Annotated in this window: 14 protein-coding genes; 1 reads left to right on the forward strand and 13 read right to left on the reverse strand. The window is 64.2% G+C overall.

The genetic code is table 11. The features are described 5' to 3' along the window. Positions 1 to 174 precede the first annotated feature (174 nt). The 11 genes from mdoH to hutC all read right to left on the reverse strand — a co-directional run bounded on the left by mdoH (position 175) and on the right by hutC (position 14,779). Positions 175 to 2,748 (reverse strand): glucans biosynthesis glucosyltransferase MdoH, encoded by a 2,574-nt coding sequence (gene mdoH, locus ACNFBR_RS01860; protein WP_416733442.1) that lies wholly within the window; start codon positions 2,746 to 2,748, stop codon positions 175 to 177. Next, positions 2,741 to 4,462 carry a glucan biosynthesis protein G gene (locus ACNFBR_RS01865; RefSeq protein ID WP_416733443.1) on the reverse strand — a complete coding sequence of 574 codons (1,722 nt, stop codon included), beginning with the start codon at positions 4,460 to 4,462 and terminating at the stop codon, positions 2,741 to 2,743. The genes mdoH and ACNFBR_RS01865 overlap by 8 nt, the downstream gene beginning before the upstream one ends. A gap of 263 nt (positions 4,463 to 4,725) precedes the next feature. Further along, positions 4,726 to 5,163, reverse strand: coding sequence for a D-aminoacyl-tRNA deacylase (dtd, locus tag ACNFBR_RS01870; RefSeq protein WP_416733444.1), 438 nt, complete (start codon positions 5,161 to 5,163; stop codon positions 4,726 to 4,728). Further along, complete coding sequence (gene pip, locus ACNFBR_RS01875) at positions 5,160 to 6,131, reverse strand: prolyl aminopeptidase (RefSeq protein ID WP_416733445.1); 972 nt, start codon at positions 6,129 to 6,131, stop codon at positions 5,160 to 5,162. Before pip ends, dtd begins: the two co-directional genes overlap by 4 nt. Positions 6,132 to 6,208: 77 nt before the next feature. Then, positions 6,209 to 7,012 carry an N-formylglutamate deformylase gene (gene hutG, locus ACNFBR_RS01880; RefSeq protein ID WP_416733446.1) on the reverse strand — a complete coding sequence of 268 codons (804 nt, stop codon included), beginning with the start codon at positions 7,010 to 7,012 and terminating at the stop codon, positions 6,209 to 6,211. A 10-nt stretch (positions 7,013 to 7,022) separates the two neighbouring features. After that, positions 7,023 to 8,228, reverse strand: coding sequence for an imidazolonepropionase (gene hutI, locus ACNFBR_RS01885; RefSeq protein WP_416733447.1), 1,206 nt, complete (start codon positions 8,226 to 8,228; stop codon positions 7,023 to 7,025). Between the two features lie 15 nt (positions 8,229 to 8,243). Then, the gene (locus ACNFBR_RS01890; RefSeq protein WP_416733448.1) at positions 8,244 to 9,647 is read right to left on the reverse strand and encodes an amino acid permease; all 1,404 of its coding nucleotides are present in this window, start codon (positions 9,645 to 9,647) and stop codon (positions 8,244 to 8,246) included. Positions 9,648 to 9,794: 147 nt separating this feature from the next. Then, complete coding sequence (gene hutH, locus ACNFBR_RS01895) at positions 9,795 to 11,327, reverse strand: histidine ammonia-lyase (RefSeq protein ID WP_416733449.1); 1,533 nt, start codon at positions 11,325 to 11,327, stop codon at positions 9,795 to 9,797. Between the two features lie 107 nt (positions 11,328 to 11,434). Beyond that, positions 11,435 to 13,108, reverse strand: a complete 1,674-nt coding sequence (gene hutU / locus ACNFBR_RS01900; protein ID WP_416733450.1) for a urocanate hydratase — start codon at positions 13,106 to 13,108, stop codon at positions 11,435 to 11,437. Between the two features lie 391 nt (positions 13,109 to 13,499). After that, positions 13,500 to 14,072 (reverse strand): HutD family protein, encoded by a 573-nt coding sequence (locus tag ACNFBR_RS01905; RefSeq protein ID WP_416733451.1) that lies wholly within the window; start codon positions 14,070 to 14,072, stop codon positions 13,500 to 13,502. Further along, positions 14,069 to 14,779, reverse strand: coding sequence for a histidine utilization repressor (gene hutC, locus ACNFBR_RS01910; protein WP_416733610.1), 711 nt, complete (start codon positions 14,777 to 14,779; stop codon positions 14,069 to 14,071). Before hutC ends, ACNFBR_RS01905 begins: the two co-directional genes overlap by 4 nt. A 144-nt stretch (positions 14,780 to 14,923) precedes the next feature. Here hutC and ACNFBR_RS01915 point away from each other — a divergent pair, with 144 nt between their 5' ends. Beyond that, positions 14,924 to 16,288: a formimidoylglutamate deiminase gene (locus tag ACNFBR_RS01915; protein WP_416733452.1), complete on the forward strand. Its 1,365-nt coding sequence runs from the start codon at positions 14,924 to 14,926 to the stop codon at positions 16,286 to 16,288. 70 nt (positions 16,289 to 16,358) lie between these two features. On the opposite strand, the gene ACNFBR_RS01920 is transcribed toward ACNFBR_RS01915, so the two are convergent. Continuing rightward, on the reverse strand, positions 16,359 to 16,931 hold the full coding sequence (locus tag ACNFBR_RS01920) for a lipocalin family protein (protein ID WP_416733453.1): 573 nt from the start codon (positions 16,929 to 16,931) through the stop codon (positions 16,359 to 16,361). After that, on the reverse strand, positions 16,928 to 17,182 hold the full coding sequence (gene bamE, locus ACNFBR_RS01925; RefSeq protein WP_003249234.1) for an outer membrane protein assembly factor BamE domain-containing protein: 255 nt from the start codon (positions 17,180 to 17,182) through the stop codon (positions 16,928 to 16,930). Before bamE ends, ACNFBR_RS01920 begins: the two co-directional genes overlap by 4 nt. Positions 17,183 to 17,380: the final 198 nt, after the last annotated feature.

The following is a 17,380-nucleotide window of genomic DNA, read 5'->3' on the forward strand; positions in this document are numbered from 1 at the left end:
GAGGCGTCGTATCGGAGAGGGATGCTAACGCATGGCGGCCCGGGGACCTAGAGCTGGGGGGGACTTTGTTGGCCAAAATCGGCCTGGGGCGCTAAAAGCTTCGCGGCACAAGGCCGCTCCTACAGGGGAACGCGATCTCCTGTAGGAGCGGCCTTGTGCCGCGAAGAGGCCCGGTCAGGCGCCGACGAGTGCCGGTTGGCCTTCGTTTTCCGGGTGCAGCGGCAACAGCGGCGAATGCGGGTCGTTCTTGATGGAAGCGCGCCACACATCGATCCACGCCGCATTGTGCTCGGCCCACACCTGCTCGTGCAGACGGGTCAGTGCCACCGGGTCGCTGAGCAGGGCCAGGCGGGTGTTGAGGTCCAGCCCTTTCGGCCCGACTTCAATGGCCTTGGCCACACGCTCGGCACGCAGCGCCTCGATTGGCGCAGCCTGCCCGTGACGGGCAGTGGCCATGGCGCAAGCCAGGGCATTCTGCCGCGGGTCGACCACGGCGCGCACGAAGCCATCATGCAGGGCGTGCCAGCGGTTTTCGTGGGTGTACTGGTCGGTAGCCAGCAGCTCTTGCGGGGTGGCGTACTCCTCGGGGATCAGGAACAGCTTCTCGTCCTTGGCCGCCAGGCCCAGGCGGGTACGGCTGGAAATCACCGATACCGGAATCGACAGCACCAGCGAACCAACGATAGGCGCCAACCACCACAGGAAACTCGGGTTCAACCACGCCACCAGCGCGGCCCACGCTACGCCCAGCAGGGTTTGCGGGCCATGGCGGCGCACCGCTTCACCCCACGGCGTGGAGTCGTCGTCACGCTGCGGCGAGTTCCAGGTCGCGGCCCAGCCGAGGAACGCGGCCAGCACGAAGCGGGTGTGGAAGATCATGCGCACCGGCGCCAACAGCATGGAGAACAGCATCTCCATCAGCATCGACAAGGTGACCTTGATCCGCCCACCGAACTCGACCGCACCCTTGGCCCAGATCAGGATGACGCTGAGCAGCTTGGGCAGGAACAGCAGCACGATGGTGGTGGAGAACAACGCCACAGCCTTCTCCGGGTGCCACTGCGGCCACAGCGGATAGAGCTGATACGGCTCGATGAAATACTGCGGCTCCATCAGCGTGTTGGTTGCCAGCAGCGCGGTCGACAGCACCAGGAACAGGAACCACAACGGTGCCGACAGGTACGACATGACCCCGGTGAGGAACACCGCACGGTGTACCGGGTGCATGCCCTTGACCAGGAACAGGCGGAAGTTCATCAGGTTGCCGTGGCACCAGCGACGATCGCGCTTGAGCTCGTCCAGCAGGTTCGGCGGCAATTCTTCGTAGCTGCCCGGCAGGTCATAGGCGATCCACACGCCCCAACCGGCGCGGCGCATCAGCGCGGCTTCGACGAAGTCGTGGGAAAGGATGGCACCGGCGAACGCGCCCTTGCCCGGCAACGGCGCCAGGGCGCAGTGCTCGATGAACGGCTTCATGCGGATGATCGCGTTGTGGCCCCAGTAGTGCGACTCGCCCAACTGCCAGAAGTGCAGGCCGGCGGTGAACAGCGGGCCATACACGCGGGTGGCGAACTGCTGCATGCGGGCATACAGGGTGTCCATGCCCGAGGCTTTCGGCCCGGTCTGGATGATGCCGGCGTCCGGGTTGGCCTCCATCAGGCGCACCAGGCTGCTCAGGCACTCGCCGCTCATGACGCTGTCGGCGTCGAGCACGACCATGTACTTGTACTCGCCACCCCAGCGACGGCAGAAGTCGTCGAGGTTGCCGCTCTTGCGCTTCACCCGGCGCCGACGGCGGCGGTAGAAGATGCGGCCGAAGCCTTTGGTTTCGCGGCACACATCCAGCCAGGCCTGCTGCTCGGCAACGGCGATGTCGGTGTCGTTGGTATCGCTGAGCACGAAGAAGTCGAAGCGGTCGAGGTTGCCGCTGGCGGCCACCGACTCGAACGTCGCGCGCAGGCCGGCGAACACCCGTGGCACGTCTTCGTTGCAGATCGGCATTACCAGCGCGGTACGCGCCTCGGGTGCAATCGGCTCATTGCCGGCGCTGCTGCCCGAAATCCTGTATTTGTCGCGGCCGGTGAGCAGCTCGAGGAAGCCCATCAGTGCGGTCCAGAAACCCGCCGACACCCAGCAGAACAGGATGCCGAAGAGGATCAGGATGGAAGTTTGCAGGGCATACGGCCACACCTGCACCACCGTGTCCCACAGCGACTGGCTGAGGATTTCGTCGAGGTCGACGAACGACCAGCCCTGGTACGGCAGGATGCCCTTCATGTACCAGCCGGCAACGATGGTCTGGCCAATCATCAGGGTCAGCAGGATGTAGCGGCGAATCGACCCGACCGTGCGCCAACGCGCCGGTGGCAGCTCGCGCTTGGGCGGCTGCGGGGCGTTGGTACGGCCGGTCATGCGCCGCCACATGCGGATCAGCACGTTGGTGCGCCATGGCTCGGGCACGACCTTGGTGCGCTTGATCGGCGGAGCGATCTTCAGGCACAGCCGGCCGCTGCCATCGACGCCGAGCATTTCGGCGTCTTCCAGCTCGGCAGCGCTGCCCACGGTCAGGCGTGGACCGACCGAGGCCTGCACGGCCTCGGCGGAGCTGGCGGCCGGGTTGGCCGCCAGACGTTGGTGCAGCTCGCTGAACGACGTGCAACTGGCCAATTCCGCCCGTTGCTCGTCACTCAGTGGTAGGTGAGCCAGGTACTCGCCAAGCGATACTGGCCTTGCGTTTGAGTTACTCATCGGCAGGCAACTGATAGCTCCAGGTCTCGGTCAGCACCTTCTCGGTGGTGGCCGGGGCCCCGTTGGTGGGCGCCGCATCGGCGGCAGGTTGTTCGGCCTTCACGGCCTTCTCGGCCTTGGCATGCTTGGCTGCGGCCTTGTCCTGCTTGGCGTCCTGGGCAGGTTTGGCGGGTTCGACCGGCACGTCACGCACCAGCGCGGCGCGCATTTCGGTCGACTTGTTGGCTTCCTTGACCTTCAGTCGCAGGGTCAGGCGCCAGCCCTTGGTCTCAGGGTTATAGCGCAGATTGTTCTCGACCACCTCGGCGTTGTCGTCAACGCTGATCTGGCTACGCACGGCGGTGTCTTCCGGCAGGGCGGCCAGGGCGGGGCCCGCGAAATCGACCAGGAAGGCCACGCTGCCGTCTGGCTGGCGGATCAGGTTGGACTGCTTGACGTCACCGGTGGAACGCAGGGTCTGCTTGACCCAGCCCAGCTCAGGTGCCTGGAACTTCGGCTCGTCGATGGTCCAGTGCAGGCGATAGGCGTATTCGAACGGTTTGCCTGGCTCCGGCAGCTTTTCCGGGCTCCAGAAGGCCACGATGTTGTCGTTGGTCTCGTCGGCGGTGGGGATTTCGACCAGATCGACAGTGCCCTTGCCCCAGTCACCTTTCGGCTCGATCCAGGCGCTTGGGCGCTTCTGGTAGTTGTCGTCGAGGTCTTCGTAGTCGCTGAAGGCGCGCTGACGCTGCATCAGGCCGAAACCACGCGGGTTCTCGACGCTGAAGTTGCTCACGGCCAGGTGTTTCGGGTTGTTCAACGGGCGCCACAGCCACTCGCCATTGCCGGCGTGAATCGACAGGCCTTCGGAGTCATGCAGGGCTGGGCGGTAGTTGAGGACCTTGGACGGCTGGTTGGGGCCGAACAGGTACATGCTGGTCAACGGCGCGATGCCCAGGCGACTGACCTGATCACGCAGGAATACGCGGGACTGCACGTCGACCACGGTGTCGTTGCCCGGACGCAGGGTCAGCTTGTAGGCACCGGTGGAGCGCGGCGAATCCAGCAGGGCGTAGATCACCAGGTGCTTGTCGGCCGGCTTGGGTTTCTCGACCCAGAACTCGGTGAAGCGCGGGAACTCTTCGCCCGATGGCAGAGCGGTGTCGATGGCCAGGCCACGGGCCGACAGGCCGTACACATGGCCCTTGCCGACCACGCGGAAATAGCTGGCGCCAAGCAGGGTCATGATCTCGTCCTGCTTGTCGGCCTTGTTGATCGGGTACAGCACGCGGAAACCGGCGTAGCCGAGGTTCTTGGTGGTTTCCGGGTCGTGCGGCACGTCACCGAACTCGAAGCGGCTCGGGTCGTACTTGATTTCCTCGACCTTGGTGGCGGTGACTTCGTTGATTTTCACCGGGGTGTCGAAGTGCATGCCCTGGTGATAGAACGACAGTTTGAACGGGGTCTTGTCCTTGGCCCACTCGGCCTTTTCCTGCAGGAAATGAATTTTCTGGTAGTCCGCGAACTTCATGTCGCGGAACACGGCAGGCAGGTTGCTTTTTGGTGCGTCGTACTTCTGGCCGGCCAGATCCTTTGCCTTGGCTGCAACATCGTCAAGATTGAATGCCCACAGCTGGCCCGCGCTCATCAGGCCGACCAGTGCCACGCTGGCCATCAGGGCCTTGCGAAGCCGCACGCCGGGGATTCTTGATGCTTTTTGGGGACTAACAATCACGAGCAACCCTCGCCGAAAACAGATCATGAAACCAACGGCCAGCGACAAATGCCGGGTTGGCGAGCACTGTTCGGACCCCGTGAGGGCGTAATGATTCCCCAAACGGATCCAGACAATGCTCGAGTCAGAGTGAAACGAACCTGCGAACGCAGGTCCATGCAGCGCGCGATTATCCAGCAGGTCGCGTGACAACGCATCAGGCTGGAACAACTATTTATCGTACAAAACCCCTTGTTTTCCTATAAACAAAGGGTTTTTTGACCTCACATTTGTAACATAAATGTTACGGGGCCATCATTCACCAGGTGCACCTGCATATCTGCACCGAAACGGCCACTGGCCACGTCGGCATGCTGGGCTTTTGCCTGCTGCAAAAGATAGTCGAACAATTCAGCGCCGAGGGCCGGTGGCGCCGCCGTCGAGAAGCTCGGGCGCATGCCGTTGCGGGTGTCGGCCGCCAAGGTGAACTGCGACACCAGCAACAAACCACCCCCGACATCCTTGAGCGACAGGTTCATCTTGCCCTGCTCGTCGCTGAACACACGGTAGTTCAACAACTTGTGCAACAGCTTATCGGCCTGCTCACGGGAATCTTCAGGCTCGACCGCCACCAGCACCAGCAAACCCTGATCGATGGCGCCAACCACCTCCCCCGCTACTTCCACGCGCGCACCGCGCACGCGCTGCAGCAGGCCCTTCATGCTTCTTCCAGTGGCAGGTCGAGCAGGCGCCGGGCCATCTGGTCGGCGGCACGCACCAGGGCATCGGTGATGCCAGGCTCGGACGCCGCGTGACCGGCGTCACGGATCACTTTCAGCTCGCTGTTCGGCCAGGCCTGGTGCAGTGCCCAGGCGTTGTCCAGCGGGCAGATCACGTCATAGCGGCCGTGCACGATCACCGCCGGCAAGTGGGCGATCTTCGGCAGGTCGCGGATCAGCTGGTCCGGCTCCAGGAAGGCATTGTTCATGAAATAGTGGCATTCGATACGGGCGATCGACAGCGCACGCTGCGGCTCGGAGAAACGGTCGACGACCAGCGGGTTCGGACGCAGGGTGGCGGTACGCCCCTCCCAGGTGGACCAGGCCTTGGCCGCGTGCATCTGGGCGATCTGGTCGTTACCGGTCAGGCGCTTGTGGAAAGCCCTGACCAGGTCGCCGCGCTCTTCCGGCGGAATAGGCGCGATGTAGTCCTGCCAGTAGTCCGGGAACATGCGGCTGGCGCCTTCCTGGTAGAACCACTCGATCTCCTGCGGCCGGCACAGGAAGATGCCGCGCAGGATCAGGCCATGCACGCGCTCGGGGTGGGTCTGGGCGTAGGCCAGGGCCAGGGTCGAGCCCCAAGAGCCGCCAAACAGCACCCATTTGTCGATACCCAAGTGCTCGCGAATGCGCTCCAGGTCTTCGACCAGGTGCCAGGTGGTGTTGTTCTCCAGGCTCGCATGGGGCGTGGAGCGACCACAGCCACGCTGGTCGAAGGTGATGATGCGATACAGCGTGGGGTCGAAGTAGCAACGGCTCTGGGCGTCGCAACCGGCGCCCGGGCCACCGTGGATGAACACCACCGGCAGACCTTCTGGCGAGCCGCTTTCGTCGACATACAGCACATGCGGCGCTTCCACGGCCAGATCGTGCCGGGCGTAGGGTTTGATCTGCGGGTAGAGGGTCTGCATTGCGCACTCCGTGTGAGGATTATTCGGCCGTGGGCCATCATAAACCTGAATTGCGCTTTGAGCACCGCCTCTTCCACTCAACGCCGGTAACGCGCCTCGCCCCAGGCCAGCAGCGCTTGCAAAAGCTGCCTCAACACCGCTTGCGTCGGCTGCGCCAAGTCGTCCCGATAGGCAAACGGCTCGGTTTCCTCCATGTAGGTGCTTTGCGCCAGCTCCAGTTGCACCGCATGGATATGGTTGGCCGGGTCGCCGTAATGCCGGGTGATGTGCCCGCCTTTGAAGCGGCCATTGAGCACATGGCTGTAACCTTGCGCCTCGGCGCACACGGCCTGCAGCCGCTCAGCCAGTGCAGGGTCGCAACTGGCACCGTTGAACGTACCGAGGTTGAAGTCCGGCAGTTTGCCGTCGAACAGGTGCGGGATGTGCGAGCGGATCGAATGGGCATCCCACAGCAGCGCATAGCCAAACTGTTCACGCAAGCGGTCCAGCTCGCGACGAATCGTGCCGTGATACGGGCGCCAGATCTGTTCCAGGTAGTCTTTACGCTCTGCGTCAGACGGCGCCAACCCCTCCTTGAACAGCGCTTCGCCTTCGAACAACGTGGCCGGGTACAGACCTGTGGTGGCGCCGGCGTACAGCGGCTTGTCGTCGTCAGGACGGTTCAGGTCGATGACGAAGCGCGAATACTCCGCGGCCACCACGCTGGCGCCCAGGTCACGGGCAAAGTCGTACAGCTGTGGGATGTGCCAGTCGGTGTCCGGCAAGCTGCGCGCCTGGTCGACCAGGCCGTCGCGCACGGCATCGCTCAGGCGCAGGCCGGCGTGCGGCATGCTGATCAGCAGCGGCAGGCGGCCTTGGTGAAAACTCAGTACCTTGTCCATCGTGCCTCGCTCAGTTGGAAATTTCGTGGCCCTTGCGCACCACGCGCTTGGGCAGGTCGCCACCCAGCCAGTAGGCCAGGTCGGCGGGGCGTTCGATTTGCCAGGCGACGAAGTCGGCCACCTTGCCCACTTCCAGCGAGCCGTGGCTGTCGCCCAGGCCCAAGGCCGTGGCGGCGTGCACGGTGACGCCGGCCAAGGCTTCTTCCGGCGTCATGCGGAAACAGGTGCAACCCATGTTCAGCATCAACCGCAGCGACAACCCTGGCGAAGTGCCGGGGTTGAGGTCGCTGGCCAGGGCAATCTTCACCCCGTGGCGGCGCAATGCGTCCATGGGCGGCAACTGGGTTTCGCGCAGGAAGTAGAAGGCGCCGGGCAGCAGCACGGCGACCGTGCCAGCTTCTGCCATGGCGATGGCGTCTTCCTCGGTCATGAACTCCAGGTGGTCGGCCGACAGTGCCTGGTAGCGTGCTGCCAGGCTGGAACCATGCAGCGACGACAACTGTTCGGCGTGCAACTTGACCGGCAGGCCCAGCTCGCGTGCTTTGATGAACAAGCGCTCGACCTGGGCCGGGGAGAACGCCAGGTGCTCGCAGAAGGCATCCACCGCATCCACCAGGCCTTCGGCGGCCAGGGCCGGCAGCATCTCGTCACAGATGTGCGCGATGTAGTCGTCGGCCCGGCCGGCGTATTCCGGCGGCAAGGCATGCGCCGCCAGGCAGGTGGCCCGCACCGCCAGCGGCAGCTCATCGGCCAGGCGCCGGGCCACACGCAGCATCTTGCGCTCGTTGGCCAGGTCCAGGCCGTAGCCGGACTTGATCTCGATCGTGGTCACGCCATCGCGCATCAGCGCCTGGACCCGCTGGCGAGCACTGGCGAACAGCTGGTCTTCGCTGGCCGCGCGGGTGGCCCGCACGGTGCTGGCGATACCACCGCCTTGCGCCGCGATTTCGGCATAGCTCACGCCTTGCAGGCGCTGCTCGAACTCGCCGCTGCGGTTGCCGCCGAACACCGCGTGGGTGTGGCAGTCGATCAACCCTGGGGTGACCCAGGCGCCGCCCAGGTCCACCGTGCGGTCAGCGTCGACCGGGGCCAGCTCGGCGCGTGGGCCGATCCATTCGATCAGCCCGGCGCTGGTAACGATGGCCGCGTCTTCGATGGCCGAGTAACGGCCGTCGACCATGGTTGCCACATGGCAATGCTGCCAGAGGGTTCTCATGCACAATCTCCTTAACTAGCGATGCAGCTCGGCCGGTTCCGCCGCTGGCTTGCCCTGCCCTGCGCGCGGCTTGCACCACAGCAGGTAGGACGCCACCAGGAACACCACCCAGATCACGCCGACGATCAATGCCGCCTGGGTGTCCGGGAAGTAGCCGAGCACGCCAAAGATGAACACCATGAACGCAATGGCCATGGCCGGGCCGTATGGCCAGAACGGTACCGGGAACTTGAGCTGGGCCACTTCCTCACGGCTCATGCTGCGACGCATGGCCACCTGGGTGAGCAGGATCATCAGCCACACCCACACCGTGGCGAAGGTGGCGATCGAGGCAATCAGCAGGAACACGTTTTCCGGGATCAGGTAGTTGAGCAGCACGCCGATCAGCAGCGCAGCGCCCATCACCACCACGGTCATCCATGGCACACCGTGCTTCGACAGCTTGCCGAAGCTGCGTGGCGCATGGCCTTGCTGGGCCAGGCCGTACATCATGCGACCGGCGCCGAAGATGTCGCTGTTGATGGCCGAGATGGCGGCGGAGATCACCACGATGTTCAGCACGGCGGCGGCAGAACCAATGCCCAGGTTGCTAAAGATCTGCACGAACGGGCTGCCCTGGCTGCCGATCTGCGGCCATGGGTACAGGCACATCAGCACGAACAGGGTGAGCACGTAGAACAGCAGGATGCGCAGCGGCACTGCGTTGATCGCTTTGGGGATGACGCGCTGCGGGTCCTTGGCCTCACCGGCGGTGACGCCGATGATCTCGATACCACCGAAGGCGAACATCACCACGGCAAACGAGGCGATCAGGCCGCCCACGCCATTGGGCATGAAGCCGCCATGGTCGAACAGGTTGCTAACGCCCACGGCATGCCCGGTACCTACCTGGCTGAAACCGAAGGCCATGATGCCGAGGCCGGCCAGGATCATCGCAACGATGGCGCCGACCTTGAGCAGCGACAGCCAGAACTCCATTTCGCCGAACACTTTGACGTTGCACAGGTTGAGGCCGCCGATGATGAAGACGATGCCCAGCACCCAGATCCAGCGGGCGACCTCGGGGAACCAGAAGCCCATGTAGATACCGAAGGCGGTGACGTCGGCGATGGCGACGATGACCATCTCGAAGGCGTAGGTCCAGCCGAGGATGAAGCCGGCCATGGGGCCGAGGTAGGTGCTGGCGTAGTGGCCGAAGGAGCCGGCCACCGGGTTGTGCACGGCCATTTCGCCAAGGGCGCGCATGACCATGAACACGGCGGCGCCGCCGATCAGGTAAGCCAGCAGTACGGCCGGGCCGGCCATCTGGATGGCGGAGGCGGAGCCATAGAACAGGCCGGTACCAATGGCGGAACCAAGGGCCATGAAACGGATGTGGCGGGCACTTAGCCCGCGCTTGAGACCTTGAGCTTGTTGCATGTCACGTCCTTAAATTGTTTTTGTGGTCGTGAGATCAGGGGCTGCCATGCAACCCAATCGCGAGCAAGCTCGCTCCTACAAGGGAACGCGTTGCCTTTGTAGGAGCGAGCTTGCTCGCGATGGGCCGCAAAGCGGCCCCAGGGGGCATTACAGGCTTGGCAGCATGCCCGCCGGCAGCAAACCGGTCAGGCTACCCTTGGCCAACAGTTCCACGGCCTTTTCGATGTCCGGCGCGAAGAAACGGTCACGGTCGTAGTGCGGCACTTCGCTGCGCAGCGCCTGGCGCGCTTTTTCCAGCTTGGCCGAAGTCTTCAGGCCCTTGCGCAGGTCCAGGCCCTGGCACGCGCCCAGCCATTCGATGGCCAGCACGCCACGGGTGTTTTCGGCCATTTCCCACAGACGCTTGCCGGCAGCCGGGGCCATCGACACGTGGTCTTCCTGGTTGGCCGAGGTCGGCAGGCTGTCGACGCTGTGCGGGTGCGACAGGGCCTTGTTCTCGCTGGCCAGGGCGGCAGCGGTGACCTGGGCGATCATGAAGCCGGAGTTGACCCCACCGTTTTCCACCAGGAACGGCGGCAGCTGGGACATGTGCTTGTCCATCATCAGCGAGATGCGGCGCTCGCTCAGCGAACCGATTTCGGCAATGGCCAGGGCAATGTTGTCGGCGGCCATGGCCACCGGTTCGGCGTGGAAGTTGCCACCGGAGATCACGTCACCTTCGGCAGCGAACACCAGCGGGTTGTCGGACACGGCGTTGGCTTCGATGCCCAGCACCTCGGCGGCCTGGCGCAGCTGAGTCAGGCAAGCGCCCATGACCTGTGGCTGGCAACGCAGCGAGTACGGGTCCTGGACCTTGTCGCAGTTCTTGTGCGACAGCGACACTTCGCTGGAATCGCCCAGCAGGTCGCGGAAGCAGGCAGCGGTGTCGATCTGGCCGCGCTGGCCACGCACTTCGTGGATGCGCGCATCGAACGGCGAGCGCGAACCCAGTGCGGCTTCAACGCTCAGGCCGCCACAGGCGATAGCCGCGGCGTACAGGTCTTCGCCTTGGAACAGGCCACGCAGGGCATAGGCGGTGGATGCCTGGGTGCCGTTGAGCAGGGCCAGGCCCTCTTTGGCCGCCAGGGTCAGCGGTTCGAGGCCGGCAACGGCCAGGGCTTCGGTGGCCGACAGCCACTGGCCCTTGTAGCGAGCCTTGCCTTCGCCCAGCAGCACCAGCGACATGTGCGCCAGCGGTGCCAGGTCGCCGGATGCACCCACGGAGCCTTTCAGCGGGATGTGCGGGTAGACTTCTGCGTTGACCAGGGCAATCAGCGCGTCGATGACTTTGCGGCGAATGCCGGAGAAGCCACGGCTGAGGCTGTTGATCTTCAGCACCATGATCAACCGCACCAGGTCGTCATCCAGCGGCGCGCCGACACCGGCGGCGTGGGACAGCACCAGCGAACGCTGCAGGTTTTCCAGGTCGTGGCTGGCGATGCGGGTCGAGGCCAGCAGGCCGAAACCGGTGTTGATGCCGTAGGCGGTACGGTCTTCGGCAATGATCTGCTCGACACAGGCGACGCTGGCGTCGATGGCCGGCGCAGCGCTGGCATCCAGCTGCAGGCGCACGGGCGCGGCGTGGATAGCGCGCAGTTGGGCCAGGGTCAGGGTGCCGGGCTTGAGGGTGAGTTCGGTCACTTTGCTACTCCAATCGCATGGAGCCGCAGGCCCGTTCGTGGGTGCCTGCGCGCTCCTTCTTGTTGTTCAGTATCACCCCTTGCGGGGTGCGATCCAAAGCGTGGCGATCAGCCAGTGATCATCGGCAGGTCCAGGCCCTGCTCCTTGGCGCAGTCGATGGCGATGTCATAACCGGCATCGGCGTGGCGCATGACGCCAGTCCCTGGGTCGTTGGTCAGGACGCGGGCGATGCGCTCGGCGGCTTCATCGGTACCGTCACAGACGATGACCATGCCCGAGTGCTGCGAGAAGCCCATGCCCACGCCACCGCCATGGTGCAGCGACACCCAGGTGGCGCCGCCCGCGGTATTCAGCAGGGCGTTGAGCAGCGGCCAATCGGAAACAGCGTCCGAGCCATCGCGCATGGCTTCGGTTTCGCGGTTGGGGCTGGACACCGAGCCCGAGTCCAGGTGGTCACGACCGATCACCACCGGTGCCGACAGCTCGCCGCTGCGGACCATTTCGTTGAAGGCCAGGCCCAGCTTGGCGCGAAGGCCCAGGCCAACCCAGCAGATACGCGCCGGCAGGCCCTGGAAGCTGATGCGCTCGCGGGCCATGTCCAGCCAGCGGTGCAGGTGGGCGTCGTCGGGGATCAGTTCCTTGACCTTGGCGTCGGTCTTGTAGATGTCCTCGGCCTCGCCAGACAGCGCCGCCCAGCGGAACGGGCCGATGCCACGGCAGAACAGTGGGCGGATGTAGGCTGGGACGAAGCCCGGGAAGTCGAAGGCATTGGCCACGCCTTCTTCCTTGGCCATCTGGCGGATGTTGTTGCCGTAGTCGAAGGTCGGGATGCCCTGCTTCTGGAAGTCCAGCATGGCCTGCACGTGCACGGCCATCGACTGCTTGGCAGCCTTGACCACCGCAGCCGGCTCGGTCTGCGCACGGTCGCGGTACTGTTCCCAGGTCCAGCCGGCAGGCAGGTAGCCGTTCAGTGGGTCGTGGGCGCTGGTCTGGTCGGTGACCATGTCCGGGCGCACGCCACGCTTGACCAGCTCTGGCAGGATTTCGGCAGCGTTGCCGTGCAGGGCGATGGAAATGGCCTTGCCTTCGGCGGTGTACTTGGCGATGCGCGACAGGGCGTCGTCGAGGTCAGTGGCTTGCTCGTCGACGTAGCGGGTTTCCAGGCGGAAGTCGATGCGGCTCTGCTGGCATTCGATGTTCAGCGAGCAGGCCCCGGCCAGGGTCGCGGCCAATGGCTGCGCGCCGCCCATGCCGCCGAGACCTGCGGTGAGCACCCACTTGCCTTTCAGGCTGCCGCCGTAGTGCTGGCGACCGGCTTCGACGAAGGTTTCATAGGTGCCCTGAACGATGCCCTGGCTGCCGATGTAGATCCAGCTGCCGGCGGTCATCTGGCCGTACATGGCCAGGCCCTTGGCGTCCAGTTCGTTGAAGTGTTCCCAGTTGGCCCAGTGCGGCACCAGGTTGGAGTTGGCGATGAGCACGCGCGGGGCGTTGCTGTGGGTCTTGAACACGCCGACCGGCTTGCCCGACTGCACCAGCAGGGTTTCGTCGTCTTCCAGGCGGGTCAGGGTTTCGACGATCTTGTCGTAGCAGGCCCAGTTGCGCGCAGCGCGGCCGATACCGCCGTAAACCACCAGTTCTTTCGGGTTTTCCGCGACCTGGGGATCGAGGTTGTTCATCAGCATGCGCAGTGGCGCTTCGGTCAGCCAGCTTTTGGCGGTCAGCTTGTTGCCACGTGGGGCACGGATTTCAACGTCACGGTATTTGTTGTTGTCGGTCACGGGAAAGGTCCTCTGCGGTCATCCGCGGGCGGTTGTGTCGTGGTCAATATACAAACACACCTTTACTTGTATGTACAAGCATGGACAACCAAAATAATTGGACCTGTGCGTTCCTGGCTTGGGTTTTGTGGTGGTGCATAGATCGAGCGCCGCCCGCGCGGCGCATCGCGAGCAAGCTCGCTCCTACATTTGTTTCGGGCCAGTTCTTCCTGAGGCAGAGGCGCGCGGCCCCTGGGTGTTCACCTCGATATCGTGTCGCGCAAACAAGGCGGTCGCGCGCGCTGGCGCAGGCGTTACTGGCCCGAAACAAATGTAGGAGCGAGCTTGCTCGCGATGCGCCGCGCGGGCGGCGCTCGATCTCACAGGCAATGAAAATGTATTGCCAAGCCCATCAGCGCAAAATGAGCTCTATCAAGCAAAACCGCCCCTGAACCTCCAGCCCAAGCAACTCGTCATTGCCCTCCAGCCGCAGGCAGTCATACAACCCCAACCGCTGCGTCTCACGCCCGGCAATGCCAACCTCGACCTGGCTACCGGCCGCAAACAACAGCACCGTCGCCGCCGAGCTGTACACCCGGGTGGTGCCATCGAACCACTGCAACCGCGCCCGATACCGCTGCGGCGCATAGATCAGGTTGAAATCGCGGATCGCCCCACCCAGCAGCTTGCAACTGACCTGGCTTTCACCGCTGAAGGCAAAGGCATCGAACGGCAGCAACGGCCGGCTGGCCTGGCCGTCGACCATCAAGCGCATGCCGTCGCCCTGCAGCACGGTGATGATCCGCTGGTAACCGGCGAAGGTGGAAAAACCACCCGATTCTTCGATATCGGCAATCGACAGGCGCCAGCCAAAGCCGTCCAGGCCCTCGCCACTGTCGCGGGTAATTTCTTCGGTGAAACCACCACCGTTCTTCCACGGCATGCGCGGGTAATCCTGCGCACGCAACAACTGCAGCTGGCTCATTTACTGAAACGTCCTTCCAGGCGATGACGGGAACCGGGGTGGATCAACCGCGCAGCGGTCACTGGCTGGCGGCCGGACCAGGTGCGACGGCGGATCAGCAGGCAAGGCTCGCCCCGCTCGATCTGCAACAGGGTGCATTCTTGCGGCTCGGCCAGGATGGCCTCGACCACGTGCTCGCCCTCGGTCAGCGGTGCCACCTGGGACAAGTAGGCGTAAGGCGTCTGCCGCGTGAAATCCTGCTTGAGGTAATCGGGGGCAATGGCCGCGTTGACGTAGCGGTCCTCGATCTGCACCGGTACGCCGTTCTCGAAATGCACGATCAGCGAGTGGAACACCCGCTGGCCTTCGCGCATGTCCAGGGCCAGGGCCCGTTCGGAGCCGGCTGCTTCCTCGGCGAGAGTGATCACCTGGCAGCTATGCTGGTGGCCGCGTGCAGCAATTTCGTCGGCAATGTTGTTGACCTCGAACAGCGCCGAACGGCCCTTAGGCTCGGCCACGAAGGTACCGACCCCTTGCATGCGTACCAGCAGGCCTTCGGCGGTGAGCTCGCGCAAAGCGCGGTTGATGGTCATGCGGCTGAAGCCCAGCTCGCTGACCAGTTCGCTCTCGGAAGGTACTCGGTGATGCGGCGGCCAGCTGCCATTGTCGATCTGCTGGATGATCATCTGTTTGACCCGGGCGTACAGCGGCGCCGGGCCCTCGCCCATCTGGGCAACCAGCGCGGAGACAGGAGGTGTCGGCACGGCGTTGGATCCTTGTGCATAGGGAATGAGCGGTAGCTTGCCGCAGTTTACCCGGCAGGCAAACGCCTGTATATGTATATACAAGTTAACAATAACAGGATTTCACCGATGTCCGCCTATTTCGCCGAACGCGCCCTGCTACCTACAGGCTGGGCCAGCCATGTCCGTATCGAGGTCGCCAGCGATGGCCACGTGGCCCGCATCGAGCCCGGCGCTTCGGCCGAAGGCGCCGAGCGCCTGGCCGGCCCGCTGCTGCCCGGCATGCCCAACCTGCACTCGCACGCCTTCCAGCGCGCCATGGCGGGCCTGGCCGAAGTTGCCGGCAACCCTAACGACAGCTTCTGGACCTGGCGCGACCTGATGTACCGCCTGGTTGGGCAGATCACGCCGGAGCAGTTGCAGGTCATCGCTCGTCAGCTGTACATCGAGATGCTCAAGGCCGGCTACACCTCGGTGGCCGAATTCCATTATGTGCACCATGACCAGGCCGGCAAGGCCTACGCCGACCCGGCTGAGCTGTCCCGGCGCATCAGCGCGGCGGCGACCGACAGTGGCATTGGCCTGACCTTGCTGCCGGTGCTGTACAGCCACGCAGGCTTCGGCGGCCAGGCACCGAACGACGGGCAGCGGCGCTTCATCAACTCCACCGAACACTACCTGCGGCTGCAAGCGCAACTGGCCCCGCTGCTGGCCGCGCAACCCGCGCAGCAACTGGGCCTGTGCTTCCATTCGCTGCGGGCGGTGACACCCGGGCAAATCGCCGAGGTGCTGACGGCCAGCGACCCGCATTGCCCGGTGCATATCCATATTGCCGAACAGCAGAAGGAAGTGGACGACTGCCTGGCCTGGAGCGGCCTGCGCCCGTTGCAGTGGCTGTACGAACATGTGGACGTAGACCCACGCTGGTGCCTGGTGCACGCCACCCATGCCGAGCCGGACGAAGTCACCGCCATGGCCCGCAGTGGTGCGGTGGCCGGGCTGTGCCTGACCACCGAGGCCAACCTGGGCGATGGGATTTTCCCGGCGGTGGACTTCCTGGCCCAAGGCGGGCGCATGGGCATTGGTTCGGACAGCCATGTGTCGCTGAGCGTGGTGGAGGAATTGCGCTGGCTGGAGTATGGCCAGCGGCTGCGTGACCAGCGGCGCAACCGCTTGTATCGCGGCGACCAGCCAATGGTCGGGCGCACGCTGTATGACGCCGCGCTGGCGGGCGGTGCACAGGCACTGGGGCAAGCGGTCGGGGAGCTGGCCGTGGGCAAGCGCGCTGACTGGCTGGTGCTCGATGGGCAGGACCCTTACATCGCCATGGCCGATGGCGATGCCATTCTCAACCGCTGGCTGTTCGCTGGCGGCGACCGCCAGGTGCGGGATGTGATGGTGAATGGGCAGTGGGTGGTGCGCCAGGGGCGGCATGCGCAGGAGGAGGAAAGCGCGCGGGCGTTTGCCGGGGTGTTGCGGCAGCTCTTGGGCTGAGTGTAACGGGGCTGCTTTGCAGCCCTTCGCGGCGGTTCGGCGCGAAGGGTTGCAAAGCAACCCCGGAAAATCAGTGCATTTTTACTATTTGCTGATCGGACGCCCGCCAGATCAGCCTGCTGGTGTCATACCCCTGCTGCCGTGCCTTGGACAGCAGGCTCTCACGCTGCCAGGCCGGTAGCGTCGGCGTACGCGACAGTATCCACAGGTGCTTGCGGTCCGGGCTACCGACTACTGCCGTCTGGTAGCGATCGTCCACGTACAGAATCCAGTACTCGCCCCGAGCCACGCCCGGTACCAGCTTGGTGAACCAGTTATCGAACTCTACCCACAGCTTGTCGGTATGCCCCGGCTCCTGAATGCTCGCGTGCCCTTCGGCGCGCAGCCACTCGTCACCCATGGTGCGGCAGCGGTTGAGTACGCCAAAGGTGCCATCTGGTTTGAGGTTGTAGTGCGCCTCGGACTGTTCGCAGCCGGTCTGGTAGCGCATGGGCAGGCGCGCCAGTTCGTACCACTTGCCTTGGTAGCGCTTGAGGTCGACGTTGCCGGCGGTTTTCGGCGCCAGCGGGTCGTGCACGGAGCCTGCGCAACCGCCCAGCAGCAACGCCAGGCATACCCCCATCAGCAGGTACAGACGCCTCATTTGAGGCCCTGCCCTGAATACATCAGCACCTTGTCAGCCGCGTACTGCACGCTGATGAAGCTCTTCTCGTCCCCCCAGGTGCAGCTGCTCATGCCCAGCGCGCCCGAACACTCGGTAGGCGTGCCGAGCAACTGCTCGACCTCGGCCTTGTTCATACCGGCCTTGATCTTGGAATAGTTTTCCTGGTTGATCTTGCTGCAGGCAGTCAGGACGACGCACAGCGACAACAGGGCGAGGGAACGCAACGACATGAAGGACACTCCTGGAAGGTGATACAGGCGAGTGGCCTGCAGTGACCTTCGACGGGAAAATCCCTCCCGGGTTCCCTGCCCCACCCCCTTTGCGCCTACACCATTGGTCGGATGGCCACTACTGTGCGATTAATCACAAACCCCAATATACAAAAGGCCGCCCCTACGCACTGTAGGAGCAGCCTTGTGCTGCGAAAG

Source organism: Pseudomonas sp. NY11955, assembly GCF_048068035.1.
Classification (GTDB): Bacteria; Pseudomonadota; Gammaproteobacteria; order Pseudomonadales; family Pseudomonadaceae; genus Aquipseudomonas.